At 70.3% G+C, this 25,524-nt stretch carries 22 protein-coding genes; 15 read left to right on the top strand and 7 right to left on the bottom strand.

What is annotated here, in order from left to right:
• Nucleotides 1-866, top strand: an 866-nt coding sequence (locus ACWDR3_RS27535) for a tetratricopeptide repeat protein (RefSeq protein WP_450355255.1), incomplete at its 5' end; no start/stop codon positions are given.
• 734 nt (nucleotides 867-1,600) lie between these two features.
• Entirely contained in the window at nucleotides 1,601-2,071 is a 471-nt protein-coding gene (locus tag ACWDR3_RS27530) for a hypothetical protein (protein WP_450355254.1), read from the top strand.
• A 153-nt stretch (nucleotides 2,072-2,224) separates the two neighbouring features.
• On the opposite strand, the gene ACWDR3_RS27525 is transcribed toward ACWDR3_RS27530, so the two are convergent.
• Nucleotides 2,225-3,919 (bottom strand): glycosyltransferase family 39 protein, encoded by a 1,695-nt coding sequence (locus ACWDR3_RS27525; RefSeq protein WP_450355253.1) that lies wholly within the window; start codon nucleotides 3,917-3,919, stop codon nucleotides 2,225-2,227.
• Between the two features lie 211 nt (nucleotides 3,920-4,130).
• Between ACWDR3_RS27525 and ACWDR3_RS27520 the strand changes: the two genes are divergently transcribed.
• From ACWDR3_RS27520 to ACWDR3_RS27510, 3 genes are read left to right on the top strand one after another with little or no spacing between them, the layout of a single operon-like run.
• The gene (locus tag ACWDR3_RS27520) at nucleotides 4,131-4,526 is read left to right on the top strand and encodes a GntR family transcriptional regulator (protein WP_450355252.1); all 396 of its coding nucleotides are present in this window, start codon (nucleotides 4,131-4,133) and stop codon (nucleotides 4,524-4,526) included.
• Between the two features lie 10 nt (nucleotides 4,527-4,536).
• A complete protein-coding gene (locus tag ACWDR3_RS27515) occupies nucleotides 4,537-5,682 on the top strand; it encodes an ABC transporter ATP-binding protein (RefSeq protein WP_450355251.1) in 1,146 nt (381 codons plus the stop codon).
• Nucleotides 5,679-6,710, top strand: a complete 1,032-nt coding sequence (locus tag ACWDR3_RS27510) for an ABC transporter permease subunit (RefSeq protein WP_450355250.1) — start codon at nucleotides 5,679-5,681, stop codon at nucleotides 6,708-6,710. The genes ACWDR3_RS27515 and ACWDR3_RS27510 overlap by 4 nt, the downstream gene beginning before the upstream one ends.
• A gap of 131 nt (nucleotides 6,711-6,841) precedes the next feature.
• Here the strand turns inward: ACWDR3_RS27510 and ACWDR3_RS27505 are convergent, their stop codons facing one another.
• Nucleotides 6,842-9,907, bottom strand: coding sequence for an FG-GAP-like repeat-containing protein (locus ACWDR3_RS27505; RefSeq protein WP_450355249.1), 3,066 nt, complete (start codon nucleotides 9,905-9,907; stop codon nucleotides 6,842-6,844).
• A 147-nt stretch (nucleotides 9,908-10,054) separates the two neighbouring features.
• Between ACWDR3_RS27505 and ACWDR3_RS27500 the strand changes: the two genes are divergently transcribed.
• Complete coding sequence (locus ACWDR3_RS27500) at nucleotides 10,055-10,618, top strand: hypothetical protein (RefSeq protein WP_450355248.1); 564 nt, start codon at nucleotides 10,055-10,057, stop codon at nucleotides 10,616-10,618.
• A gap of 63 nt (nucleotides 10,619-10,681) precedes the next feature.
• On the opposite strand, the gene ACWDR3_RS27495 is transcribed toward ACWDR3_RS27500, so the two are convergent.
• Both ACWDR3_RS27495 and ACWDR3_RS27490 read right to left on the bottom strand, forming a co-directional pair.
• The gene (locus ACWDR3_RS27495; protein WP_450355247.1) at nucleotides 10,682-11,197 is read right to left on the bottom strand and encodes a hypothetical protein; all 516 of its coding nucleotides are present in this window, start codon (nucleotides 11,195-11,197) and stop codon (nucleotides 10,682-10,684) included.
• 187 nt (nucleotides 11,198-11,384) lie between these two features.
• Complete coding sequence (locus ACWDR3_RS27490; protein ID WP_450355246.1) at nucleotides 11,385-11,858, bottom strand: MarR family winged helix-turn-helix transcriptional regulator; 474 nt, start codon at nucleotides 11,856-11,858, stop codon at nucleotides 11,385-11,387.
• On the opposite strand from ACWDR3_RS27490, the gene ACWDR3_RS27485 reads away from it, so the two are divergent.
• The 3 genes from ACWDR3_RS27485 to ACWDR3_RS27475 are packed head-to-tail and all read left to right on the top strand — an operon-like array spanning nucleotide 11,797 to nucleotide 14,001.
• Nucleotides 11,797-12,162 carry an HGxxPAAW family protein gene (locus ACWDR3_RS27485; RefSeq protein WP_450355245.1) on the top strand — a complete coding sequence of 122 codons (366 nt, stop codon included), beginning with the start codon at nucleotides 11,797-11,799 and terminating at the stop codon, nucleotides 12,160-12,162. The two genes, ACWDR3_RS27490 and ACWDR3_RS27485, sit on opposite strands and share 62 nt — an antisense overlap.
• Nucleotides 12,162-13,049 carry a DUF2797 domain-containing protein gene (locus ACWDR3_RS27480; RefSeq protein WP_450355244.1) on the top strand — a complete coding sequence of 296 codons (888 nt, stop codon included), beginning with the start codon at nucleotides 12,162-12,164 and terminating at the stop codon, nucleotides 13,047-13,049. Before ACWDR3_RS27485 ends, ACWDR3_RS27480 begins: the two co-directional genes overlap by 1 nt.
• Before the next feature lie 22 nt (nucleotides 13,050-13,071).
• A complete protein-coding gene (locus ACWDR3_RS27475) occupies nucleotides 13,072-14,001 on the top strand; it encodes an amidohydrolase family protein (RefSeq protein ID WP_450355243.1) in 930 nt (309 codons plus the stop codon).
• Between the two features lie 24 nt (nucleotides 14,002-14,025).
• Here ACWDR3_RS27475 and ACWDR3_RS27470 read toward each other — a convergent pair whose 3' ends face one another.
• Nucleotides 14,026-15,438: an outer membrane protein assembly factor BamB family protein gene (locus ACWDR3_RS27470; protein WP_450355242.1), complete on the bottom strand. Its 1,413-nt coding sequence runs from the start codon at nucleotides 15,436-15,438 to the stop codon at nucleotides 14,026-14,028.
• A 263-nt stretch (nucleotides 15,439-15,701) separates the two neighbouring features.
• Here ACWDR3_RS27470 and ACWDR3_RS27465 point away from each other — a divergent pair, with 263 nt between their 5' ends.
• The 6 genes from ACWDR3_RS27465 to ACWDR3_RS27440 are packed head-to-tail and all read left to right on the top strand — an operon-like array spanning nucleotide 15,702 to nucleotide 24,073.
• The gene (locus tag ACWDR3_RS27465) at nucleotides 15,702-16,442 is read left to right on the top strand and encodes a response regulator transcription factor (protein ID WP_185146104.1); all 741 of its coding nucleotides are present in this window, start codon (nucleotides 15,702-15,704) and stop codon (nucleotides 16,440-16,442) included.
• Nucleotides 16,439-18,121 carry a sensor histidine kinase gene (locus tag ACWDR3_RS27460; RefSeq protein WP_450355241.1) on the top strand — a complete coding sequence of 561 codons (1,683 nt, stop codon included), beginning with the start codon at nucleotides 16,439-16,441 and terminating at the stop codon, nucleotides 18,119-18,121. Before ACWDR3_RS27465 ends, ACWDR3_RS27460 begins: the two co-directional genes overlap by 4 nt.
• Before the next feature lie 14 nt (nucleotides 18,122-18,135).
• Nucleotides 18,136-19,623 carry a glycosyltransferase gene (locus ACWDR3_RS27455; protein ID WP_450355240.1) on the top strand — a complete coding sequence of 496 codons (1,488 nt, stop codon included), beginning with the start codon at nucleotides 18,136-18,138 and terminating at the stop codon, nucleotides 19,621-19,623.
• Complete coding sequence (locus ACWDR3_RS27450; RefSeq protein ID WP_450355239.1) at nucleotides 19,620-21,827, top strand: glycosyltransferase family 39 protein; 2,208 nt, start codon at nucleotides 19,620-19,622, stop codon at nucleotides 21,825-21,827. Before ACWDR3_RS27455 ends, ACWDR3_RS27450 begins: the two co-directional genes overlap by 4 nt.
• A 52-nt stretch (nucleotides 21,828-21,879) precedes the next feature.
• The gene (locus ACWDR3_RS27445; RefSeq protein WP_450355238.1) at nucleotides 21,880-23,271 is read left to right on the top strand and encodes an MFS transporter; all 1,392 of its coding nucleotides are present in this window, start codon (nucleotides 21,880-21,882) and stop codon (nucleotides 23,269-23,271) included.
• A 43-nt stretch (nucleotides 23,272-23,314) separates the two neighbouring features.
• On the top strand, nucleotides 23,315-24,073 hold the full coding sequence (locus ACWDR3_RS27440; protein ID WP_450355237.1) for a TetR/AcrR family transcriptional regulator: 759 nt from the start codon (nucleotides 23,315-23,317) through the stop codon (nucleotides 24,071-24,073).
• 82 nt (nucleotides 24,074-24,155) lie between these two features.
• Here ACWDR3_RS27440 and ACWDR3_RS27435 read toward each other — a convergent pair whose 3' ends face one another.
• Nucleotides 24,156-24,629 carry a PPOX class F420-dependent oxidoreductase gene (locus tag ACWDR3_RS27435; RefSeq protein ID WP_450355236.1) on the bottom strand — a complete coding sequence of 158 codons (474 nt, stop codon included), beginning with the start codon at nucleotides 24,627-24,629 and terminating at the stop codon, nucleotides 24,156-24,158.
• Between the two features lie 21 nt (nucleotides 24,630-24,650).
• Nucleotides 24,651-25,469, bottom strand: a complete 819-nt coding sequence (locus tag ACWDR3_RS27430; protein WP_450355235.1) for a YceI family protein — start codon at nucleotides 25,467-25,469, stop codon at nucleotides 24,651-24,653.
• Nucleotides 25,470-25,524 lie beyond the last annotated feature (55 nt).

Below are 25,524 nucleotides of genomic sequence, written 5' to 3'. Positions count from 1 at the left end.
GCCGCAGCAACCTCGCCTACGCCTTCCAGTCGGCGGGGGATCTGGGGCGGGCGATCCCGTTGTATGAGGCCACCTTGGCCCAGCGTGAGCAGATTCTGGGTGACACCCACCCGCACACGCTGATCAGCCGCAACAACCTCGCCAGTGCCTACGAGTCATCGGGCGATCTGGGGCGGGCCGTCCTGTTGTATGAGGCCACCTTGGCCCAGCGTGAGCAGGTTCTGGGTGACACCCACCCCGACACCCTGCAAAGCCGCAACAACCTCGCCTACGCCTTCCAGTCGGCGGGGGATCTGGGGCGGGCGATCCCGCTGTACGAGGCGACCCTCGCCCAGGCTGAGCACGTCCTAGGCAATACCCACCCTGGGACCCTGAGCACCCGCTGCAACCTCGCCAGCGCCTATCTTGCGGCAGGCGATCTGGAGCGGGCAATCTCGCTACTCGAGGCCACCTTGGCCCAGCGTGAACGGGTACTGGGTGACACTCATCCCGATACCCTGACGAGCCGCAACAACCTCGCCGGTGCGTACCGGGCGGCGGGGGATCTGGGGCGGGCGATCCCGCTGTACGAGGCGACCCTCGCCCAGTGCGAGCAGGTTCTGGGTGACACCCACCCCTACACCCTGGCCAGCCGCAACAACCTCGCTTTCGGCTACGAGTCGGCGGGGGATCTAAGGCGGGCGATCCCGTTGTACGAGGCCACCTTGGCTCAGCGTAAACAGGTGTTCGGCGACGCTCACCCGCACACTTTGATCAGCCGCAAAAACCTTGCCCGCGCGTATCGTGCCGCTCACGCCATACAGCAACTAAGTAAAGCAACCAGAGCAACTCCCGACGAGCGACGCCCCTCAGAGGCTTCAGAGTGACCTCTTTGACCGTCAGCGCCTCACCGATATAGAGCTACGGATCAGAAAGTGCAGCTGTGCGGGGTGCCGGGCAACCGCACCGCAGGCGCACCAGTTGAGACGGGGAACAGTGGGAAATCACGGTGACTCCAGTCGAGGCTGACGATGACGCGACGCAGCTATACGCCCAGGTCAGTGATCGAAGCGCCCCCGCATGAACGCAGCTTCCCGAGCTGAGGGACAGCACTCAGACGTCGGGTAGCCTCTCGGCCGCGTCGAGAGGTACATCGATACCAGTGTCGTCTCCGAAGATCTACACAATCAGCTGTACGCGGTGGCGCTCCTGGTCAACCGCGCGCACCGCCCCGTGAGCTGCGCGAAGGGGCCATCAATTACCAGGACAGTGTCCCCTGGCTGTAGCTCCAGGCCACTCGACATGGTCACTCCCTGACGGCGTAGGCCGGTCCGAACTTGATGGTGATTCCCAAGACCCTACGGTGCCGGCACCCGGGGCCCGTCTCAGTTTCCGTCTCATTCAGCCACGTTTACCGCCGTTCAGAAGGAGCCAAGGGGCCAAACCATCTCGGCGACCAGCCGACCTTGAACGCAGGTGAACGCCTCCGTACGAGTGCCACCACCCCACCCCCACAGTTGGGAAGCGCACACAACTCCTGCGGAGCGATGCGTGGTTGATGCCGGCATTGAGAGCCCGGGGGAGAGGCCGTGAGGCGGAGCCTTGTGGCACGATCCTCCGCGTGGAGTGGGGAACGCTTGTCGGGACAGCGCTTGGAGCGGTGCTCGGGATCGGGGCGACGCTGGCGGGCGAGCACTTGCGGTGGCGGCGGACCGTCAGGGACAACAGGCTGCAGGACCGCCGAACTACCTACGCGGACTGCTTGGTGGCCCTTCGTCGTGCGCACGAGGCTATGCGGTTGGCCGCCGACGAGGACTACGCGGATCCACAGACGAGGGCAGCCAAGATCCGGCAGGCGTTCCAGGCGTCGGGGTGTGATGAGGCACGAGAACGGCTCGTTCTAACGGCGACCACCGACGTATCGGAAGCCGTGGACGCTTCGTACCACTCCTTGCGTCGGGTTCGAGAAGCACTCGCGTCTGGATGCACGGTGACGTCAGATGAGTACCAGGCCGCCAGGCAGGCTCACGGAGACGCGACCCGGGCGGCACGTACGGTCTTCCGACAGGACCTGGCGGCACTGGAGCCCTGACCCGTTGCTGTACGGCAACGCAGTACAGCAACCCCAGTGACCAGTGACCAGTGACCAGTGATCAGCGACCAGCCGTGATCTATGGCCGGCCTCGGATGACTCCGGGGCCTTCGGCGTTTCAGAAGTCCGGCCACGATCGACTCAAACCCCCGTTCAGCAAGCCTCCCTGCGATACACCCGCGCCCCCTCGATCTCGGCAACCTGTCGGTAGCCGTCGGTCAACAGCGTGCGGAGTTCCGGATAGGCCGCGAGCGGGTACGGCGTGCCGTGTGAGTCGTCCACCAGGACGCACGGTGGTGTGCGGGTCAGTTCTTGGCGGAAGGTGGGCCAGCTGCCGGGGACCGCGTAGGCGGGGCCGACGCGGCGGACGTCGCCGCCGCCGCTGAAGTTCGTCAGCAGTCCTGCCGTGAGGTAGCGGCTGGAGGGAGGGCGGTCGGAGAGCCAGTAGGTCTCGGGGTGCATGCCCCATACGAAGACGGGCTGTCCTGGCGCGCTGTGGTCCCGCACGAACGCCGCCACCGCGACCGACTTCTCCATCTGCGGGGGCCGTGCCTGCCACGCGCCAGTCGTCCAGCAGGCGGCTGCCAGCAGGGAGCATGACGCCACGGCCAGAGCGGTTGCCGACCTTCCGGCCCGGGCGACCTGGCGGCGGAGCAGCGTCGGCCCGGCGAGCGGGTTCCCGCAGGCCGCATCCACCACTCGCAGCGCCAACAGCACTACGGGCGGTACGAGTTGGAGGAAGTAGTGGCCGTAGAAGTGCCAGCCCACCGCGACCGCCATCGCCGACGCGAGCAGCCATCCGATGAGTAGACGGTCGGCGCTGCGGGAGGGCCCGGCCTCGGGACCCCTACCACCTCGCGGCCACATCGTCCGCTCCCGCCGGAGCCGTATCGGATGAGCGTGTGGACGACGGCGCCAGGGCAGTAGCGGGAGCAGGATCGCCACCGCGGCGACCGCGGTCAGCAGGTTGCCGAGGCCGGCTGCCGCTCGGCTCGCGACGTGCAGCGCGTCGAGCGGTGATGTCGCGTACGAACCCGAGGAGAGAAACACCCAGAAGGTGAAGCGGTGGGTTCCGAGGGTGAGGGCGCAGATCGTCACGGGGGCCGCCGTTCCCACGGTCAGGGCAGCCGTGTTCCGCCATCGCCGAGGGCCGCTGAGGGCGAGCGGTATCAGGGGCAACAGGGGTGCGAAGCCGACCTGTTTGGTCAGGGCGGCGACGGCGACGGCCAGTCCCGCGAGCAGGAAGCGGCCCCTGATCCCGAAGTAGAGGGCGGCCGCGGTCGCGGGAAGCATGAAGATCTCGAAGGTGGCGGCCATCGCGTCCGGCGCGGGCAGGGCCGCGGAGGCCGCCACCGTCATCACCCCGGCGGGCAGCGCGGCCCAGGTGCCCAGCAGGCGGCTCGCCGTCCGCGCGGTGAGGATCGCGGTGACGCCTAGCGCAACGACCGCCGCGACTCGTACCGCTGCCAGTCCGTTGTCGTTGCCCGCGACGGCGAAGCACGCCTCGTACAGCCATGGCAGCAGCGGCGGCTTGCGGTCCACGACGTCGTCGTACAGGTGACCTCCGTTGCGCAGCATCGCCGCCTGTGTGGCGAGGTAGCCCTCGTCCGGGCTCCAGAACGGGCGGTGGAAGGACGGCAGCCGCACCGCCAGGGCCAGCAGGCAGAGCAGGACCGCCTCGGTGACTCGGGGGCGGGGGCGGGGGCGAGGGCGGGGGCGGGTGGTGCGCGTCCGGGTCCGTGGACGGATCGGGGGTGGTGCCGGGGCGACCTCGGCCGTGTTCGCGCGAGTGGTCGCCGGGACGAGAGCACTCAGCGTTCGCAGGGGACGGTCCGTGTCCGTGGGCATGGCAGAGCTCCCTCGATCAGTCCACTACCTAGTTAGTGGAGTGAGTCTTAGGTGGGAGCCGCGTTCGTGTCAAACACTTTCCGTGCGGCACCGGTTCGCGCGACCGAAAGGCCAAGTGAGCTGCGGTGTATGGTTCAGAGAGGGAGGGCGCCGAGAAATATGGCGGCTCAACACAGGTCCACTACTCAGCTAGTGGTGAGATAGTGGACCCGTGGAGTATCGAATCGAGCGGCACAACGGCGTGGCTCCGTATCAGCAGATCATTCAGCAGACCAAGCAGGCCTTGCGGCTCGGTCAGCTCGTGCCCGGCGACATGCTGCCGTCGGCCTCGGCGGTGGTCGCTGCGACGGCCGTCAATCCGAACACCGTCCTGAAGGCCTATCGGGAGCTGGAGCGGGAGGGGTTGGTGGACACCCGGCAGGGGCGAGGGACGTTCGTACGGGCGTCACTCGCGCAGCCGGGCACGGAGGCGGGCTCCCCCCTGCGGGACGGGCTGCGCGTCTGGATGGCCACCGCCCGGGCCGGCGGACTCGAACGCGAGGACGTGGCCGCGTTGTTGGCCGCCGAACTCGACGTCTTCTTCCCCCGGCCGGTCGGCTCGCGGTGATCGGGGAGCGATGAGCCACCCCTTCGACCCGTCCGCCGCGCACGGGGACGGTGCCCCTGACGACGGCGGCCATGACGACGGCGGCCATGACAGCGACGGCTCCTACGACGGCCGCTCTTACGACGGCCGCTCCCACGACGGCGGCTCTTACGACGGCGGCTCTTACGACAGCCGCTCCTACGACCGCGGCTCTTACGACCGTGACGTAACTACCGGCCCCCCGCCCGCACTTGAGGCCCTAGGCCTCGGGCTCCGTGGTCGGGACGGGTGGGCTCTGCGGGGCGGTGACTTCGCCGTTCCCCGCGGACGCGTCGTCGGTCTCGTCGGGCCCAACGGCGCCGGCAAGACCGCCCTGCTCGCCGTGGCGGCCGGGCTGCGGCCTGCGGATGCGGGAACTCTGCGTGTCCTCGGCCATGCCCCCGGGACCCCCGCCGTCCTGCCTCGCGTCGGAGTGCTGCTCCAAGACCGCCCGCTGGAAAGGGGGTTCACCGTCGCGGAGACGTTGCGCCTGGGGCGGGGGCTCAACCCTGGGTGGAGTGAAAGGGACGCCCGCGCGATCATCGACGACTGCGACATACCCCTCAGGGCTCGGGTCGGCCGGCTCTCCGCCGGTCAGCGCACCTGTGTCGCCCTCGCCCTGGCGCTGGGCAAACAGCCCGAACTGCTGCTGCTCGACGAGCCGATGGCCGATCTCGATCCCCAGCGCCGTCTCGCCCTGACCGGCGTGCTCATGACCCGCGCCGCGGAGCACGGCACCACCATCGTGATGTCGTCCCACGCGATCTCGGAGCTGCATCTGGTGTGCGACCACGTCGTGTTGATGGCCCGCGGACGCGTACTCGTCGCCGACGACACGGAGTTCGTGGAGGCGGCGCACAGCCTCATGACCTTCACCTGTTCCGACTCCGCCACACCGGAGATACCCCCGCAGCTGGGGACGGTGATCGAGGCGCGCCGCAGCGGACGGGTGCTCAGCGCGCTGGTCCGTTTTCCCCTCTCCACCGACGGCGCCGCGAGCACCTCCGTACCGTCCCTGGAAGAAATCCTGCTGGCCTATCTGCGCAATCCGCAGACCCCACCGCTGATCGCCGGCGGTCTCGCGGCCGAGGCCCCGGCCCCCGATTCCCGGGGCAGTCAGGACCGGCCGACCCGATGAACGCACGCATCGGCATGCGCCGCCTGGCCGACTGCCCGACCGCGGGACTCGTCTGGCTCGCCTGGCGGCAGCACCGCGTGGCTCTCTGGACGACACTCGCGCTCGCCGCCCTGGCCGCGATCTGGGCCGTCCGGCAGCACGGTCAGCTCGTCGACGCGGTGGAGAACTGGGCGACGGCATGCCCGCGAGGTCACCTCTACACCCCCGACGAGCCGTCCGTCTGCAACACCGCACCCGGCGCCGTGGACACCGTCATGACCACGGCCTCAACACCCCTGCGCTACCTGCCGGTTGCCGTCGGCGCGCTGCTCGGCGCCCCGCTGTTCGCGCAGACACTCCAGGACGGCACCCACCGGCTCGCCTGGACCCAGTCCGTCAGCCGCCGTCGATGGGCCGCCGCCAGACTGGGCGTCGCCGCGGCCGTCACCGCCGTCGCCGCGCTGCTGATCACCGCGCCGGTCACCTGGTGGTGGTACACCATCCGGCACGGACGCACCGCCGGCGGCTCGCTCGGCACGGCCTGGCACGAGAACACCCCGCAGAGCGACTGGTCCTACCTGCCCTTCACGGGCCCCGCCGGCGTCGCGCACCTGCTTCTCGCGCTCGTCACCGGCGCGGCCGTCGGGCTGCTGCTGCGTCGCGTCCTCGCCGCGGTCGCCGTATCCGCCGGTGCCGTCCTCGCCCTCCAGACCGGCCTGGAGAAGCTGAGGCCCCATCTGCTCACCCCGACGGTGAAGCGAATCCCCCTCACCGCGTACCCGGAACGGACCCCCAACGCCTGGCATCTCGACGAGGGCTACACCCGCGCGAACGGCTCATTCACCGACATGTTCTCGTGCCTGCCCAGCAACTGGGAGGCCTTGAAGCGGTGCGAGCGCACGCAGCACCTCACCGGCAAGTACACCCGCGACCTCGACCCGCAGCAGTTCCTCACCCTCCAATGGGTCGAGACGGGAATCTGCCTCACGGCGGCGGCACTCCTGGCCGCGTTCTGCCTTGTCCACGTCCGCCGGATCAGGGCTCGGTGAGGACACGAGCCCGTCGCCCGATCACCACGGTGAGCTGACCCCGGCGACTCCTTCTCCGTCGACTCCTTCCCCGGCGACTCCTTCCCCGGCGGGGAGTTCGCCCCGCCGGGGAAGAAGGCCTGTCGCGTGCCTCAGAACACGCCCTTGTAGTTCTGCCAGCCGGTGGCGATCTTGGTGCGGCCGCCGAACGACCCCTTGCCGTTGCCGTTGGTGCGCCACACGTTCCCGCTCGTGTCGCGGGAGACGAGGTCCGCCTTGCCGTCGCCGGTGATGTCGCCCACGCCGACGATGACGTTGTACGAGGCTCCCCAGTCGTTGAAGACCTTCACCCGGCTCTTGAACTTGCCCGTCGCGGTGCCGTCGTAGCGCCACAGCTCGTTCGACTTGTCCTGCGCCAGCAGGTCGCCGTGGCCGTCGCCGTTGAGGTCGCCGGCGCCCACGATCTTCTTGTAGCCCGTCCACTTGGAGGCGATCTTCGTCCGCGCCGACAGCTTGCCCGCGCTCGTCGCCTTGTAGAGGTAGACGTCCCCGGTGGAGGCCTGGCGGGCGATCAGGTCCGCGCGGCCGTCACCGCTGACGTCCCCGGGCGAGGTCAGCACGTCGTACTGCGTCCAGCCGCTGGTGCCCAGCGAGGTGTACGGCGTCGACGGGGTCACCGCCGCCCCGCACGCGGGCCGGTAGGCGCGCAGCGCACCGCTGGCGTAGCGCACGAGGACGTCGTTGCACCGGTCGCCGTTGAGGTCGCCGTACGGCACGAACTTCGCGCTCGTCGGCCAGCCGGAGCCCGTCTTCTTGGCGGTCAGGGTGCCGCTGCCGGTGCCGTACTGGTACGTCAGTCCGCCCGAGCCGTTGAGGGTGAGCACCTCGCCGAAGCCGTCCGCGGTGGCGAAGTCCCGTCGGACCGGGGTCGCGCCGGTGACCTTGAGCGTGCCGGTCCTGGTGAGGGCCGCGCCCTGGCCGTCGGCCGGGGTGGCGGTCAGCGTCCAGGTGTAGGCGCCGTTGGCTACGAGCCTGCTGGCCGTGTCCTTGCCGTTCCAGGAGGTCTGGAGCGCGCCCTGTGCCGTACCGCCGGAGAGGGTGCGGACGGTCGTACCGGTCGCCTTGTTCCTGAGGGTGAGCGTCCAGGACGCGACCTGCTTCGACAGCCACCAACGCGGGTTCCAGGTCGCGGTCTTGACGTCGACCGAGCCCGCGACCGAGGCGTCGAGCTGGGACAGCGCTGAGACGGGGACGCCGCTGGGCACCACGTGGGTGTTCGCCTTGGCGTCGACATACGCGATCAGGCCGGTGTACGGGTCGACGTCCCAGGGCTCCCCGCCCGAGAGGGTGGCCACCGAGTGCGTCACCGGCGTGGCACCGCGGACGTCGGTCACCTTCAACTCGCCGCCGGCGCTGGTGACGACGAAGCCGTCGCCGAGCTTGGCGGTGTCCCAAGCGCCCTGCGTGAGGGTGGTCCTGGTCTGGGTGACGGTGTCGTAGACGCCCTGGCTCTCGGCCGAGCCGACGCACGACCACAGCAGCAGGCGCCCCACCGCCTGGAGGTCCTCCAGCAGGCAGTTCCGGCCGAACCACACCGATTCGCCGCGCTTGCCGGTGCGGACGTCGACCGGCACGGCGCTGTCGTTGCCGTCCGCCACCCACAGGGTGGTGCCCCACAGCGCCTTGCCGTACGTCGCCGAGGTGAGCACCGTGGAGCCGGTGTCGAGGTCGACCACCCGCGTCTGCGAACCGGTCGCCGCCGTGTACGCGGTGACCATCGCGACGTGCCGGCCCTGGGCTTCGGACACCACCACGTAGTCGTGCTGGGGGTCGATCGCCGTGCCGGGCAGCGTGCCCGTCGGCTGGACGACCCGGGGGACGCGGTCGTCGCCCGAGAGGTACGAGTTCCAGACGACCGTACGGCCGTCCCCGGTGCCCAGGAGGCTGGGCGCCGAGGTGGTGACGAGGCCCTGGGAGGTGCGGGGGCCGACCGTGAGGGTGTCGCCGGTAGTGCCGATCGTCCGGCTGTACATGGAGGTACGGCCGGTCTCGCGGTCCCGTTCCGTCACGGTCAACCGGCCGTTGTCCAAGGTGAGTTGGGGTACGGGGTCGGCCACCGGGTTCAGTACGGAGGCGGCGACCTTCTCGGCGACGGGGATGCCGTCGGCGCCCGCGCGGACCAGGTTCACCCCGAAGTCGGCGGTGTCGGCGCCGCCGCCGGGCACGAGGAGCCCGCCGTCGGGGGTGGGGACGGCGAGGGCGAGGCTCTCCGAGCGGGCCAGCACGGCCTTGGTCGTCGAGCCGTCGGGGGCGAGCGCGTCGACCCGCCACACGGGCAGGCCGCCGTCCTTGGCGCCCAGCGAGGAGTCGTAGCGGGAGACCAGGAGCTGGTCGCCGACCATGCCCAGCAGGTGGGTCGCGTAGTCGTTCTCCAGCGGCACGGTACGGACGGCCGTGGTCAGGTCGGCGCGGGAGTAGACGGAGACGGTGTTGTTCCCGTCCCACGACAGCAGGTGGGTGGGGGTGAGGACCACACGTCCGGTCGTGGTGACGGTCGGGTTGTACGGCAGCCCGACGAACGTGCCCTTGTCGGCGTCTATCCAGCCGCTGCGGTTCGTGCTGCCCGTCCAGTACTGCACCACCGTGCCGTGGGCGTCGGCCACGGGCGAGTTGCCGGAGCTCACCGAGGAGACGTCGGCCGGGACGCCGGAGACCGCGCGGTCGCCCACGGTGCCGTCGTCCTGGAGGTCGAGCAGGTGCCAGGTCAGCCGGTCGTCCGTCCAGGCGGTCGTGAGGACGGTCCGCCCGAGCGTCCCCCGGTAGGTGTGGCCCTGGGGGAGCGCGATCGTCGTGACCGCGCCGCCGGCCCCCATGTCCCGCAGCGTCACGGTCCGCGTGCCGTCGTCGTGGCGGGCGACCACGTCCGAACCGGCGCCGAACTCCGGCATGCCCCAGACCTCGTCGGCCGAGGCGTCCACCACCGTGTCCTCGCCCGTGTAGGTGGTCCACACATGGCCACGGCCGGGTTCGTAGCGCAGGAACCCCGAAGGTCCGGCGCTGAACAGCGCGGTCTGCGGCAGCAGCGAAGTCTGTGCCGGGATGACCACCTCGGCGGCGCCGGCCGCGTGGGCCTCGGCGGTCAGCGGGCCGAGGCTCATGGCGAGAGTCAGCGAGGTGGTGACGGCCAAACCGCCACGGATGAGGGCACGTCTGCCCACTTGGGTCCTCCACGGGAGTGCAAAGAGAAGACAATTGCACGACCAAGACTCACCAACGGGCGACAAGGTTGCGGTCGTCGATGAGAGTGCGGGGGCTGCCCCACGTACTAGGGAGTAAGTGGACGGCGACTCCCGAAGGGCAACCACGTGATCCCGCACCGCATCGTCCTCGCCTCGGTCGCAGGCCTCGTCTCCGCGCTGCTGCTGGCGGCCTGCGACTCCTCGACCGACAACGCCGTCGGTACGAGCCCCGGCGGCGTCGCCTCGATCGCGCCGGTCGCCACGGCCGCGTCGGAGTCCGCGAGTTCGGCCCCGGCCGGCGACGGGGGCACCGGCACGACCACCGCGCTGATCGCCGCCGCGGTCGGCGGTACGGGTGATGTCGTCAGCGACGGCAATGGGATGACCCTGTACCGCTACGACAAGGACGAGTCCGATCCGTCCAAGTGGACGTGTTCCGGGGCGTGTACGAACACGTGGATACCCGTCATCGTGTCGGACTCCCCTCAGGACTCCGTGCGGACCACCGGCGTGGAGAAGACTCTTCTCGGTACGGTCCACCGCGACGGCAAGCCGCAACTCACCCTCGCCGGTTGGCCGTTGTACAGGTACAGCGGCGACACCGCGGCCGGACAGGTGAACGGGCAGGGCAAGGACGGCCAGTGGCACGCGGTCACTCCGGCCGGGGGGAAGTCCGGCGCGAGCGGTTGAGCGGGTCTCGCCAGAGCTGCAAGGCGAACTCGCCCCGCAGCCGGGCGACTTCCGCGTCCGTCCTCACGCCGCCTGTGACAGTGCCGCCGCCGGCGTCCTCGTACCGAACCAGGCCGGCTGCCGTCGGGCGGTCGTGACCGGGCGCCGCGGCTTCCGGGTCTCCGTCGCGAAGACGAACAGGCGCAGGACCAGGAAGCGGCCGAGGCCCGCCAGGCCGGACGCGGTGAGGTAGACGGTCTGTTCGGTCAGCAGTGAAGGTGCGGACTGGACGGCGTGGAGTACGAGTACCGCCGTGCTGGTCACCGCGTAGGCGACGGCCGCCGAACCCGCCGACTGCCAGTGCTCGCGCCAGCCGGCGCGCTTGCCGGTGCCGAAGGTGAACAGGGCGTGGAGCTCGGTGCACAGGATCGTCGAGGCGATCGTGATCACCGCGTTCGACAGGGCCCACGGCATCAGCAGCGCCAGCAGCGGTACGGCCGCGCTGGACAGGACGCCGACACCGCCCCCGCACACCACGAACCGCACGAAGGAGGCGAACGGGCCGGGGCCGGCGGTCGGGGTCTGCCGTACGGCGTCCATGGCGCGGTTCCTTCCGGGCGGGCGGTGAGACGCGTGAGCCGTCTGCGTCTCGGGGAGTCGTGGATCAACTGGCGTCCACGATTCCGTGATTCGCCCGCCGGAACGATGGAGCGTCCTACCGAACCGGGGGTGTAGCCAGCCCTACCCCCACGGTCGGGGCGACCGGGGGGAAGGCCGGTGAAGCCGGTCAGTCCGTGCGGCGGTGTTCCTCCATGTAGGCCGCCGCGAGGGTGCCCGCGCGCGTGAACCAGTCGGTCAGTACGGCGACTTCGGCGGGCGAGTACTCGGCGAACAGGGCGTGCAGACGGGCGTAGTACGGCTCGTACAGCTCGCGGACTCGGGCCTCCGCGTCCGGTTGGGCGGCCACGCGGACCCGGCGGCGGTCGGTCGGGTCGGGGCGGCGGGTGACGTAGCCGGCGCGTTCCAGGCGGTTGAGGATGCCGGTCACCGCGCCCGTCGTGACGTGGGCGCGGGCCGCCAGGTCGCCGGCGGTGAGGAGGTTCTCGCCGGCTTCGAGGACGTAGCCGAAGCAGGTCAGATCGGTGACGTTCATGCCCACCCGCTGAGCCATCTCCTGCTGGCCGATCATGCTCGTCGCGATGAGGTGGTCCATCGCGCCCAGCGCCTCGGCCGGGGTGGCGGGCTGGACCGGCTTCGGCATCGCGACCGTCGGAACGGCGGTGCTGGGACTCGGCGTGTGCACCACGTCGGTCGCACTGCTGGCCGGGGGCCTTGGGATCGTCGTCGTGAGTGTCCTGGTCACCTGGGTTCTGCACCTCGCCGGGTGGGGGAAAGCGCCCGGGCTGCGACCGCGGGAGCAGTGGGCGTGGCGGGTCCGGGACCTGACCGCGCGGGAGGGGCATGCGGGATGTGTGGGGTGCCGGTTGGCGGGGCGGAACCCCGAGCGCAGGCGGTCGCCCTCCCCGACAGCCGTTGTCAGTGCCGTCTCCTACTCTCGTGAGTGATGGCACAGGAATGGAAGTGTTCGGGGCTGCGGTGGGTGGACGGTGGCCCCGTGCTGGTGTGGGACGGCGGGCGGCGCAGTGCGCTGGCCTGGGGGAAGCGGGTGGCCTTCGGGGTCGCGGACGGGGGTGTGCGGACGTGTGTGGGAGCGCGGGGGCACGCGTGTCCGGTGCGGGCGGGGGTGTCGGGGCGGAGTACGGGGGCGCGGTGCGAGGAGTGCGCGCGGCTGGACCGGGCGCACTCCGTGGCCGCCGACACGATCGCCGACGACCCGCGGCCGTACCGCGTATATCTGGCGTGGTTCGGACCCGGCATGGTCAAGGTCGGGATCACGGCGGTCGAGCGGGGGTCGGCCCGGCTGCTGGAGCAGGGGGCGGTGTGCTTCAGCTGGCTCGGCACCGGTCCGTTGATGGCCGCCCGCCGGACCGAAGAGCTGTTGCGGGCCGCGCTCCGGGTGCCTGATCGGATTCCGTACGCCGACAAGCGGGCGGTGCGTGCGGAGCTGCCCGGGGCGGAGAGCGAACGGGCGGCCGAGGTCGTGGAGTTGCACGCCCGGGCGGTCGCGCTCGCCGACTGGCCCGAGTCGCTCACCCGGGAGCCGTGCCGGCCGGTCGACCATGTCGGCGCGTTCGGGCTCACGGATCTGCCGGGTGCCGTCGGCGAGGTGAGTGAGTTGATCGCCGGTGGGGCGGTGAGCGGGGAGTTGGTCGCGGCTGCCGGGCCTGATCTGCATCTCGCGGTCGGGGACGGTGACGAGGAGCGGAAGATCCTCATGCTCGACACCCGGCTGATGACAGGGTGGGAGCTGGGACCTGCGGACGGGGGCCGACCGGCCTTTCCCCTGCGGGAGTTCAGAGGCGTGTCGGCGGTGCAGGACGAGCTGTTCTGAGGATTCGGAAGGTCGACGACGGATGGGCACCATGGACGGTCGGGAGATCGAGGCGACGGAAGCCGAGGCGACGGAAGTCGAGGAGAAGGACCAGATCCGCCGCTTCTGGCAGCGCCTCGGGCTCCCCGGCCTCGTCGACGTCCACACCCACTTCATGCCCGAGCGCGTCCTCCACAAGGTCTGGGGCTACTTCGACGCGCTCGGCCCGCTCACCGGTGGTGTCGAGTGGCCCATCACCTACCGGGCCGAGGAGGCCGAACGGGTCGCCCTGATCCGGGAGTTCGGCGTCCGTGCCTTCACCGCGATGCTCTACCCGCACAAGGCGGGCATGGCCGAGTGGCTCAACGGCTGGGCCGTCGACTTCGCGCGCCGCACCCCCGACTGTCTGCACACCTCGACCCTGTTCCCGGAGCCGGGGGTCGAGGGCTATGTCCGGGAGGCCGTCGAGGCGGGGGCGCGGGTCTTCAAGGCGCATGTGCAGGTGGGGGCGTACGACCCGGCCGATGAACTCCTGGACGGGGCTTGGGGGTTGCTCGCCGAGGCCGGGGTGCCGGTCGTGATCCACTGCGGTTCCGGGCCCATGCCGGGCAAGTTCACCGGACCCGAGCCGATCGAACGCGTGCTCGCCCGCCATCCCCGACTGCGGCTGATCGTCGCGCACATGGGGATGACGGAGTACGAGGACTTCCTCGACCTGGCCGAGCGGTACACCGAGGTGCGGCTGGACACGACGATGTCGTTCACGGACTTCAGCGACCGGTTCGCGCCCTTCCCCCGGAGGGCACTGCCCCGGCTGGCCGACCTCGGCGACCGGATCCTGCTCGGCAGCGACTTCCCCAACATCCCTTATCCGTACGTCCATCAGCTGGAGGCACTGGACCGGCTGGAGCTCGGCGACGACTGGCTGCGGGCCGTGTGTCACGACAACGGGGCGAGGCTGTTCGGGGTGTGACGTGAGCGGCGGACCTCGTACGAGTCACCCCGTCAGCAACAGCTCCTCCTTCCGCCCGCCCCGCCACCTGACCGTGACCGCGCCGTCCCCCACCTCGCCCACGTCCAGCGAGGCATACGCGTTGACGTCCCTCGGCACCGTCAACCCCGTCAGCTCCAGCACATGCGCCGAACGTCCCGTCCGCGCGTCGAGGACCAGCAGCTCGGCCGAGGTGCCGTGGCCGGCGTCGGCGTACCGGAAGTTCGGTTGGCGGACGACGTACACCCGGCCGTCCGCGACCACGGGATCGCCGTACTTCTGGCCGGTCGGTGCGCGGAGTTTCCAGCGCAGGCGGCCCGTTCCGGTGTCGTAGGCGCTGAGGAGGGTGGGGGAGCCGGTGTAGTAGATGTGCGGGTCGACCGTGGTGACCGCGATGCCGTCGGCCGTGGTGACCTCGGCCAGGAGGTGGATGGAGAAGGTGGCCAGTACCGGTGCTCCCTCGCGGCTCACGTCCAGGAGACGGACCGGGCGCGGGGTACGGCGTTCGGGGCCGACGGCCGCCAGCGTGTGGGTGTCGGCGCGGAGGAGGTCGTCGTACGGCTCCGCGTGCTGTTGCCGCCAGAGGATCTTGCCCGTGCGGTCGTCGATGCCGAGGAGCAGGTCCGTGCTCTTGGCGACGGAAGGGGCGATGTCGTAGCCCGCGATGCGTTCCTTGGGGCCCAGTACGTCGCAGCTCGCCGAAGCCGTGACGAGGTGGTCCGGGAAGTCGTACACCGTCTCGACCCGTGTCTCGTCGCACTCGGCCGGTCGGCGCGCCGTCCACAGGATGCGGCCGGTGCGTTCGGCGAGGGCGAGGATGCCGGCGGGGGCGTTCGTGATGAAGCGGCCGCCGCTGAGCAGGGCGGACATGCCTTGGTGGCTCTCGCCCTCCGCGATGTTCCGGTGCCACAGGATCCGGCCCGAGCGCAGGTCGATCGCCGTGAGCCGGCCGTCCGCGAAGTCCGCCAGCACCGTGCGCGCGGACACATTGAGCGCGGGGGCGTAGAAGCTCCCGTCCGTGTCCTCGCCCTCGTCCCCGTAGCCGCCCCGCTCATAGCGCCAGTACTCCGAGCCGGTCCGTAGGTTCACGGCCCGCACGCCCACCGCCGTCGCCCGGATCGACAGCCCGTGCATCACGGTCTCGTCGACGGTCGTCCGGCGCAGGACGTGGTTCGGGGTGGGCGGTGCCGTCGAACCGAGCGGAGCCGGGAAGGCGCCCTGCGCGCCGGTGACCACGTCGGGTTTCGGCGTCGAGGTCTCGTGCCAGGGCTCCTGGCCGGTGAGGCTGAAGAGGACCGCGGTCACGTACGCCACCAGGTAGAGCGTCAGCCGGCGCCACTCGTTGGGATCCGGTTCCCCCGGCAGCCGGATGGATATGCCCGCGTTGCCTCTGCCGCCCCCACTGTCCCTGCCTGTCACCACAGCCCCCGTGTCCCCCGTCGTCTTGAACAGATGAGGGATCTTGTCCCGCCGGTTCCCCGCGAGGCAAGCACTTGCTCTCCGCGAGGCCCTGCGAGGCCCTCCGAGGCAGGCACCCCCGCGCCCCCTCCGTCTCCCCCACCACAGCAACCGCTTCCAGCAAGCGGTTCCAAGGGGTTGCCTGAGAGGCCCCTGTGAGTTTCTTAGGGAAATCACAGGTTGTCGAAAGCGTGCTCTCAGAGGATCCCGACAGTGTGCTCACTATGACCACGACCTCGCCCCAGGGGCGCACCGAACTGCTGAGGCCGGACGGGAGCCCCGTCCGAGTGCTTGTGGTGGACGACGAAATGTCGATCACCGAACTGCTGTCCATGGCCCTTCGCTATGAGGGCTGGCAGATCCGGAGTGCGGGTGATGGCACGGGTGCCATCCAGACCGCGCGGGAGTTCCGGCCCGACGCCGTCGTCCTGGACATGATGCTGCCCGACATGGACGGCCTCACCGTCCTGGGCCGCATGCGCCGCGAACTGCCGGACGTGCCGGTGCTGTTCCTGACGGCGAAGGACGCCGTCGAGGACCGTATCGCCGGGCTCACCGCCGGCGGCGACGACTACGTCACCAAGCCGTTCAGCCTAGAAGAGGTCGTCGCCCGGCTGCGCGGGCTCATCCGCCGCTCCGGTGCCGCCGACCGCCGCTCCGACTCCGTGCTGGTCGTGGGTGACCTCACCCTCGACGAGGACAGCCACGAGGTGTCGCGGGCCGGCGAGGGCATCCATCTCACCGCGACCGAGTTCGAACTACTGCGCTTCCTCATGCGTAATCCACGGCGTGTACTCAGCAAGGCGCAGATCCTCGACCGGGTGTGGTCCTACGACTTCGGCGGCCAGGCCAACGTGGTCGAGCTCTACATCTCCTACCTCCGCCGGAAGATCGACGCCGGACGTGAGCCGATGATCCACACCCGGCGTGGGGCCGGCTACCTGATCAAGCCCGCGGCCTCATGAGCGGGCGACGACGGCCGCGTGCGCAGAAGCGACGAGCGGGTAAGCCGCGCACCCTGCGGACCCGGCTCGTCGTCGCGTCCGTGACACTGATCGCCGTGGTGTGCGCGGTGATCGGCACGGTGACCACGCTCGCGCTGCGCTCGCATCTGTACGACCAGTTGGACGGCAAGGTGCAGGAGACCGCCATGCGCGCGGCGGGCCGTCCCCTGGGCGACAACCAGGGCAATGGCCCGGGCAACCTCCCCGGGACCCAGAACGGCACGTCCACGTCGGGTGGCAAGGCCCTCGGCAGCGACACGCCCGTCTCGGCCTCCGGCAAGGTCAACAAGGTCCTCACCACCGGCCCGACGCAGGCCAACACCGTCGCCGCGTACGTGCAGAACGGCTCGATCGCCAGCGCGGCGTACAGCAAGCAGCAGAACGACACCAACGGCGCGTTCAAGGGAATGACCGGCGTCAACCTCTCCACGGCGCAGAGTCAGGCCCTCGCGTCCGTGTCGAGGGATGGGAAGACGCACACCGTCACGATTCCCGGGCTCGGGAGCTACCGGGTCAAGTACGCCACGAACTCCGAAACCCCCACCGAGGGCTTCTACGTCGCCCTGCCCACCGCCGACGTCGACAGCACCGTCAACACCCTCATCCTCGTGGAGCTGAGCGTCACCGCCGCCGGCCTCGTCGCCGCAGGTATCGCCGGGTACGTCCTCGTCGGCGTCGCCACCCGCCCGTTGCGCCGAGTCGCCAGCACCGCCACCCGCGTCTCCGAACTCCCGCTGCACACCGGCGAGGTGAACCTCAGCGAGCGCGTCCCGGAGTCCGAGACCGACCCGCACACCGAGGTCGGCCAGGTCGGCGCCGCGCTCAACCGGATGCTGAACCACGTCCACGGCGCCCTGCACGCCCGCCAGCAGAGCGAGATGCGGGTACGGCAGTTCGTCGCGGACGCCAGCCACGAGCTGCGCACTCCGCTCGCCTCCATCCGCGGGTACGCCGAGCTGACCCGGCGCGGCAGAGAGCAGGTCGGCCCGGACACCCGGCACGCCCTGGGCCGTATCGAGTCCGAGGCGAGCCGTATGACGCTGCTCGTGGAGGACCTGCTGCTGCTCGCCCGGCTGGATGCCGGCCGGCCGCTCCAGTTCGAGCAGACCGACCTCATCCCGCTGGTCGTCGACACCATCAGCGACGCCCGCGCGGCCGGCATGGACCACAACTGGCGCCTCGACCTGCCCGACGAACCCGCCGCCGTCTCCGGCGACGCGGCCCGCCTCCAGCAGGTCCTCATCAACCTGCTCGGCAACGCCCGCAAGCACACCCCACCGGGCACGACCGTCACCGCACGTGTGCAGCGGCGCGGCCCGTGGATGTGCGTGGACGTCGAGGACAACGGCCAGGGCATCCCGCCCGACCTGCTCCCGCACGTCTTCGAGCGGTTCGCCCGCGGAGACTCGGCGCGCTCGCGGTCCACCGGCTCGACCGGGCTCGGTCTGGCGATCGTGCAGGCCGTCGCGAGCGCGCACGGCGGCGCGGTGACCGTGGACAGCGTTCCGGGCCGTACGGTCTTCACCGTGCACCTGCCCGCGCTCGCTCCGCAGCTGCCTCAGCCGGCCCCCGAAACGAATTGGCAATCGCACTCACAGGCACAGCACAGTGCCACCACATGGGTGCAACAGGGCGCTTGACAAGAGTCGTTCCCATGCGAACCGACTCTTCTCCCGGCACCCTGCCGGCGCGGGAGCACCTCCCGGCCGGCGACGCCGGTACGCCTGTTCTGGACGTAGTGATCCCCGTTTACAACGAGGAGAAGGACCTCCAGCCGTGTGTGCTGAGACTGCACGACCATCTCAAGCGCACGTTCCCCTACGCGTTCCGCATCACGATCGCGGACAACGCGTCGACGGACACCACTCCCCAGGTGTCCGCGCGGCTGGCGGCGGAGCTTCCGGAGGTCAAGGCCTTCCGGCTGGAGCAGAAGGGCCGCGGCCGGGCGCTGCGGACCGTCTGGTCCGCCTCGGACGCTCCGATCCTCGCCTACATGGACGTGGACCTGTCGACCGACCTGAACGCCCTGCTGCCCCTGGTGGCACCGCTCATCTCCGGCCACTCCGACCTGGCGATCGGTTCCCGGCTGGCCCGCTCGTCGCGCGTGGTGCGCGGCGCCAAGCGGGAGTTCATCAGCCGCTCGTACAACCTCATCCTGCGCGGCTCGCTGCAGGCCCGCTTCTCGGACGCGCAGTGCGGATTCAAGGCGATCCGGCGTGATGTGGCGCAGGTGCTGCTGCCGCTGGTCGAGGACACCGGCTGGTTCTTCGACACCGAGATGCTGGTCATCGCCGAGCGCGCGGGCCTCAGGATCCACGAGGTGCCGGTCGACTGGGTCGACGACCCGGACTCGACGGTGCACATCGTCAAGACGGCCACCGAGGACCTCAAGGGCGTGTGGCGCGTGGGCAAGGCCCTGGCCAGCGGCTCGCTGCCGCTGGACCGGATCACCCGCCCCTTCGGCGACGACCCGCGCGACCGCGACATCCAGGACGTGCCGAAGGGCCTGGCCCGCCAGCTCGTCGGGTTCTGCGTGGTCGGCGGCCTGTCGACCCTGTTCTACCTGGTCCTCTACAGCGCCTTCCGCTCCTTCACCGGCTCCCAGATCGCCAACGCGCTCGCCCTGCTGGTCTCCGCGGTCGCCAACACGGCGGCCAACCGGCGGCTGACCTTCGGGGTGCGCGGGCGCGGCGGCGCGGTCCGGCACCAGGCGCAGGGCCTGGTCGTCTTCGGCATCGGCCTGGCGCTGACCAGCGGCTCGCTCGCCGCCCTGAACGCGGCCAGCAGCAACCCCGCGCACTCCACCGAGCTTGCGGTGCTGATCGCCGCCAACCTCGCGGCGACCGTCCTGCGCTTCCTGCTCTTCAGGGCGTGGGTCTTCCCGGACCGCCGGGACAGTGACGCGGGCTCGACGGTGGTCGCCACGCACACCCCGTCGTCACCGACGTACTCGACCACGCCGTACCAGCAGCAGTCGTACCAGCAGCAGCCGTACCCGCAGCAGTACGCGCAGCAGTCGCAACAGCCGCACCAGACCTCCCAGTTCCGCGCCGGTGAAGCCGCGGACGGCACCTGGCGGGACTCCACGATGCAGTTCCGGCCGATGCGCCCTTACGACACCGATCCGGGGGACACCCGATGACCACCCACTACGACCAGCCGACCTACCAGGGAGGTGCGGCTCCCACCCCCTCGGGCCCCGCACCCGACGTGGTGGACTCGCAGCGGCCGCCGCACGCACCGGCCCCCTCGGGCGGCGAGCCCAAGCAGCCCTTCGTCCGCAGACTGTGGCGCGGCCGTCCGGAGGACCCCCGCTGGGCCCGCCCGGCCTTCCTCGGCCTGCTGGTCGCCACCGCGGTGCTCTACTTCTGGAACCTGGGCGTCAACGGCTACTCCAACTCCTTCTACTCGGCGGCCGTCCAGGCCGGCACCCAGAGCTGGAAGGCGATGTTCTTCGGCTCGCTGGACGCGGGCAACGCCATCACCGTCGACAAGCCCTCGGCGTTCCTGTGGCCGATGGAGATCGCGGCCCGGATCTTCGGCCTCAACACCTGGACGATCCTGGGCCCCGAGGTCCTCATGGGCGTCGGCACGGTCGCCGTCGTCTACGCCTCGGTGCGCCGCCGCTTCAGCCCCGCGTCCGGCCTGATCGCGGGCGCGGTGCTCGCGCTCACCCCGGTCGCCGCGCTGATGTTCCGGTTCAACAACCCGGACGCGATGCTCGCCCTCCTCATGGCGCTGGCCTGCTACTTCGTGGTCCGCGCCCTGGAGGACGGCCGCACCAAGTGGCTGGTGTGGTGCGGTGTCGCGATCGGCTTCGCGTTCCTCGGCAAGACCCTCCAGGCCTTCCTGATCCTGCCGCCGCTGGCGATCGTCTACGCCGTCTGCGCGCCGGTCTCGCTGAAGAAGCGGTGCGGTCAACTGGCCGCGGGCACGCTCGCGTTGATCGTCTCCGGCGGCTGGTGGGTCGCGATCGTCGAGCTGTGGCCGGCCTCCTCCCGCCCCTACATCGGCGGTTCGCAGAACAACAGCTTCCTTGAGCTGACCTTCGGCTACAACGGCCTCGGCCGCATCAACGGCGACGAGACCGGCAGTGTCGGCGGCGGCGGTGGCGCGGGCGGCACCGGGCAGTGGGGCGAGACCGGCTGGGACCGGATGTTCAACTCCGAGATCGGCAGCCAGATCTCCTGGCTGCTGCCGGCCGCGCTGATCCTGCTCGTCGCGGGCCTGGTGGCCACCCGCAAGCTCAAGCGGACCTCGGTGACCCGCGGTTCGTTCCTGGTGTGGGGCGGCTCGCTGCTGATCACCCTGCTCGTCTTCAGCTACATGGCGGGCATCTTCCACCAGTACTACACGATCGCGCTGGCCCCCTACATCGCCGCCGTGATCGGCATGGGCGCCGGAACCCTGTGGGAGAAGCGCGCCGAGACGTGGGCCTCGCTCACCCTCGCGGCGGCGATCGTGGCGGGCGCGGTCTGGGGTTACGTACTCCTCAACCGCACGCCCGACTACCTGCCCTGGCTGCGCTGGCTGGTCCTGATCGGCGGCCTGGCCTCCGCGCTAGGCGTGATCTTCGTGGCCAAGCTGGGCCGCCAACTCGCGCTCGCGGCAGTGGGCTTGGGCATCGTGGCCTCCCTGGCAGGGCCGACGGCGTACACCCTCAGCACGGTCGACTCGGCGCACACCGGCTCCATCCCGACGGCCGGTCCGGCGGGCGCGAGCATGATGGGCGGCCGGGGCGGTGGCCCCGGCGGTGGCGGCGGACGCGGCGGCTTCGGCGGCGGTGGCATGCCGGGCCAGCAGCAGAACGGCAACGGCAACACCCAGAACCAGCAGGGCGGCGGCGGCTTCCCGGGCGGCGGCACGGGCGGTATGCCGGGGCAGAACGGCAACGGCAGCACCCAGGGCCAGCAGGGCGGCCCCGGTGGCACGACCGGTGACGGCGGCGGCATGGGCGGCGGCGGTGGCGTCGGCGGCCTGCTGAACGGCGCGACCGTCAGCGCCGAGGCCAAGAAGCTGCTGCAGACCGACGCCGGCGACTACACCTGGGCGGCGGCCGCGATCGGCGCCCAGAACGCGGCGAGCTACCAACTCGCCACGGGTGACGCGGTGATGGCGATCGGCGGCTTCAACGGCACCGACCCGTCCCCGACGCTGGCGCAGTTCGAGAAGTACGTGGCCGACGGCAAGATCCACTACTTCATCTCCAGCGGCACGGGTGGCGGCATGGGCGGCAGCAGCACCGGCACGTCCTCGCAGATCACCTCGTGGGTCGAGAAGAACTTCAAGAAGGTGACGGTCGGTTCGTCGACCTTCTACGACCTCACGCAGAAGACGAGCAGCTGACAGAAGGGAAACTTGCTGTACACCGTATGGTTGGCGCCATACGGTGTACAGCATGTCCGTTTCCCAAGGCCACCCCCAGCGCTGGCTGATCCTCGGTGTCATCTGTCTCGCCCAGCTGACCGTGCTGCTCGACAACACCGTGCTGAACGTGGCGATCCCCTCCCTCACCCGGGAGTTGCACGCCGAGACCTCGGACATCCAGTGGATGATCAACGCGTACTCGCTCGTCCAGTCCGGCCTGCTGCTCACCGCCGGCAGCGCGGCCGACCGCTACGGCCGCAAGAAGATGCTGCTGGCCGGACTCGCCCTCTTCGGCATCGGTTCGCTGGCGGCGGGCCTGGCCGGCTCCACGGGCCAACTGATCGCGGCCCGCGCGGGCATGGGCGTCGGCGGCGCGCTGCTGATGACCACCACCCTCGCGGTGGCGATGCAGATCTTCACGCCCGAGGAACAGCCGAGGGCGATCGGCATCTGGGCGGCCGTCAACGCGCTCGGCTTCGCGATCGGCCCGCTCCTCGGCGGCTTCATGCTGAACCACTTCTGGTGGGGCGCGATCTTTCTGATCAACCTGCCGGTGGCGGCGCTGGGCCTGGTGGCGGTCGTGGCCCTGGTCCCGGAGTCGAAAAACCCCACCGGCGACCGCCCCGACCTCCCCGGCGCGCTGCTCTCCACGATCGGCATGGCGTCCCTGGTCTTCGCGATCATCTCGGGCCCGGCACACGGCTGGACATCGGCCCGGGTCCTGCTGCCGGCGACGGTAGCCGCCGTATCGCTGGGCGCCTTCGCCTATTGGGAGAACCGCATCCCGTACCCCATGCTCGACCCGCACTTCTTCCGCGACCGCCGCTTCACGGGTGCGGTGGCGGGTGCGGTGCTCATCGCCTTCGGCATGGGCGGCTCCCTCTTCCTGCTCACCCAGCACCTCCAATTCGTCCTGGGCTACGGCCCGTTGGAGGCGGGCCTGCGGACCGCTCCGCTGGCCTTGACGATCGTCGCCCTCAACTTCACGGGCCTGTCGGCGAAGTGGTCGGCGAGGCTGGGTACGCCGGTGTCCATCGCGTCGGGCATGGTGCTGATGTCGGCGGGTCTGGCGTCGATCGCGGTGCTGGCGACGGGGGGATATGCGGGCACGCTGGTGGGCCTGCTGCTCATCGGCGCGGGAGGCGCGATCGCCAGCCCGGCGATGGCGCACGCGATCATGAGCGCGATTCCTCCGGCGAAGGCGGGAGTGGGGGCCGGGGTGAACGGAACGCTGGCGGAGTTCGGCAACGGTTTGGGTGTTGCCGTGCTCGGCGCGGTCCTCAGCTCTTCCGGAGGGCTCGCCGAAGGACTGAGATCGGGTCAGTTGGTGGGAGCGGCGGCGGTACTGCTCGGTGGGTTCGTGGCGGCGGCGTTGTTGCGTCGGGCGGAGCGGGCAGACTCGGAATTGGTGACTGCCGTTTAGGATCTTGAATAGCTACCGGACAGCCAGAAAGGTGCGTGCGCTGATGGCTAGGTCGGCCGAAGGGGCGGCGCGGACCAGTGTGTGGCTGGAGGGCAAGGTCCGCCGGGGTCGAGGCGGGCAGCCGTCCGGGCTGGACCGGGACCGCATCACCGGGGCGACCGTGCGACTGCTGGACGCCGAGGGCATGGCCAAGTTCTCCATGCGCCGTCTCGCCGCCGATCTGAACGTCACGGCGATGTCCGTCTACTGGTACGTCGACACCAAGGACGACCTCCTCGAACTCGCCCTCGACGCGGCCTTCGGGGAACTCCCCCTGCCCGACCCGGAGACCGACGAGGACTGGCGCGACCAACTCCGCACCCTGGCAAGGGAGTACCGCTCCCTCCTGGTCCGCCACCCCTGGCTCTCCCCGCTGGCCGGCACGTTCCTGAACATCGGCCCGAACTCACTGGCCTTCTCCAGGGTCGTCCAGCAGGTCATCCGCAAGACGGGCCTACCCGCATCCGGCCTCACGGGCGCGATCTCGGCCGTCTTCCAGTTCGTCTACGGCTTCGGCACGATCGAGGGCCACTTCATCGCCCGCACGGCCGCCGCCGGCATGACCCAGGACGAATACTTCCGCCACGCGATGACAGCGGTGAACCAGTCCCCGTCAGCTGCCGAGGTCATCCAGGAGTCGGCGGACCTCATGGCGGCGAGGGGCGGAGACACGGTAGAGGAAATGCGAGAACGAGACTTCACCTTCGCCCTGGAGCTCTTGGTGGCAGGAATCGAGGCGATGGTAATGAGAAACGGCGACTGAATCGCCCCGTCAGGGGTGCGGGGAACTGCGCGACCAGCCACATCGGGCCCGCACCCGCAACACAACCGCACCCCCCGAGCTCTTAGGCGTCCGGCGAAGAAAGCCTCGCAGGGAACCCCCCGGTCGCCACCGGACCCCACTTCTCCGGCGTAACCCGAATAATCGACTTCCCCTGCTTCACCATCGCCGCACGGTACTCGTCCCAGTCCGGATGCTCCCCGGCGATATTCCGGTAGTACTCCACCAGCGGCTCCACGGACTCCGGAGGATCAATCACCTCAGCGACGCCGTCAACCTGCACCCACGGCCCGTTCCAGTCGTCGCTCAGCACGACGACACTGACCCGCTCGTCCCGCTTCGCGTTCCGCGTCTTCGCGCGCTCGGGATACGTAGAGACAACAATCCGCCCCGAGTCGTCGACCCCGCACGTCAACGGCGAAGCCTGCGGACTCCCGTCCGCCCGCCGCGTCAACAGCAGCGCATGATGCCGGGGCCGCACAAACTCCAGCAGCTCTTCCAGGGATACCCGGGTGTTACTAGCGATGTTCGGTGCCATACGACCAGCCTATGTCCAGCCCTACGGCAACGCCTCGCCCTGCACCGCCTGCACATCCAGTTCCACCTTCAACGTCGTCCCGATCGCCGCGATCCCCGCCTGCACCACCTGGTTGTAGTTCATGGCGAAGTCCTCCCGCCGCAGCTCGGCGGTGGCCCGGAACGCGGCCCGGGTCCCGCCCCACGGATCGGCCCCGGTCCCCAGATACGCGAGGTCCAGATCGACCTCCCGCACCACCCCGTGCAGCGTCAGCTCCCCACGCACCGTCCACCGGTCCGTGCCCGCCGCAGCCACGACACCCGTCGAGCGGTACGTGATCTCCGGGTACTTCTCGACGTCCAGAAAGTCCGCCGAGCGCAGATGATCGTCCCGCATGCCGTTGCCCGTATCGATGGACGCGGCCCGGATCACCGCCTCCACCCGGGACTTGGCCACCTCGTCCGGAGCGATCTCGATCCGCGCCGCGAAGTCGGTGAAGCGGCCGTGCACGCTGGAGATGCCGAGGTGCTGGGCGACCGCGGCGACGGAGGAGTGCGCGGGGTCGACGGTCCAGGGCCCGGGCGGCGGCAGTTCGGTGCCGCCCTGGCGGCCCAGGGTCACCGCCCCGACCTCGGCCCGGCCGCTCGCGGTGACGATCGCGGTGGCGGCGGTGGGCGCGTACCCGACGGCCGTGACGATGACGGTGTACGGGCCGGGCGCCAGCTCGGTGGCGTCCCGTACGGCCCCCTCGGCGTCGGCCTCCGCGCGCAGCACCTGGGTGCCGGTCATGTCGGTCACCGTGACGACGGCGTGCGACACGGCCCACCCGTCGCGGGTACGGATCCTCGCGGTCAGTCCCATGTTCCTCAAACTCCTTGCCGTACGCGTGAATCCGGCCCGCGGCGGCCGCACCTCC

This window comes from Streptomyces sp. NPDC001002, assembly GCF_053599215.1.
Note: the sequence above shows the minus strand (reverse complement) of the source record. Positions and strands in the feature narration are given on the sequence as shown.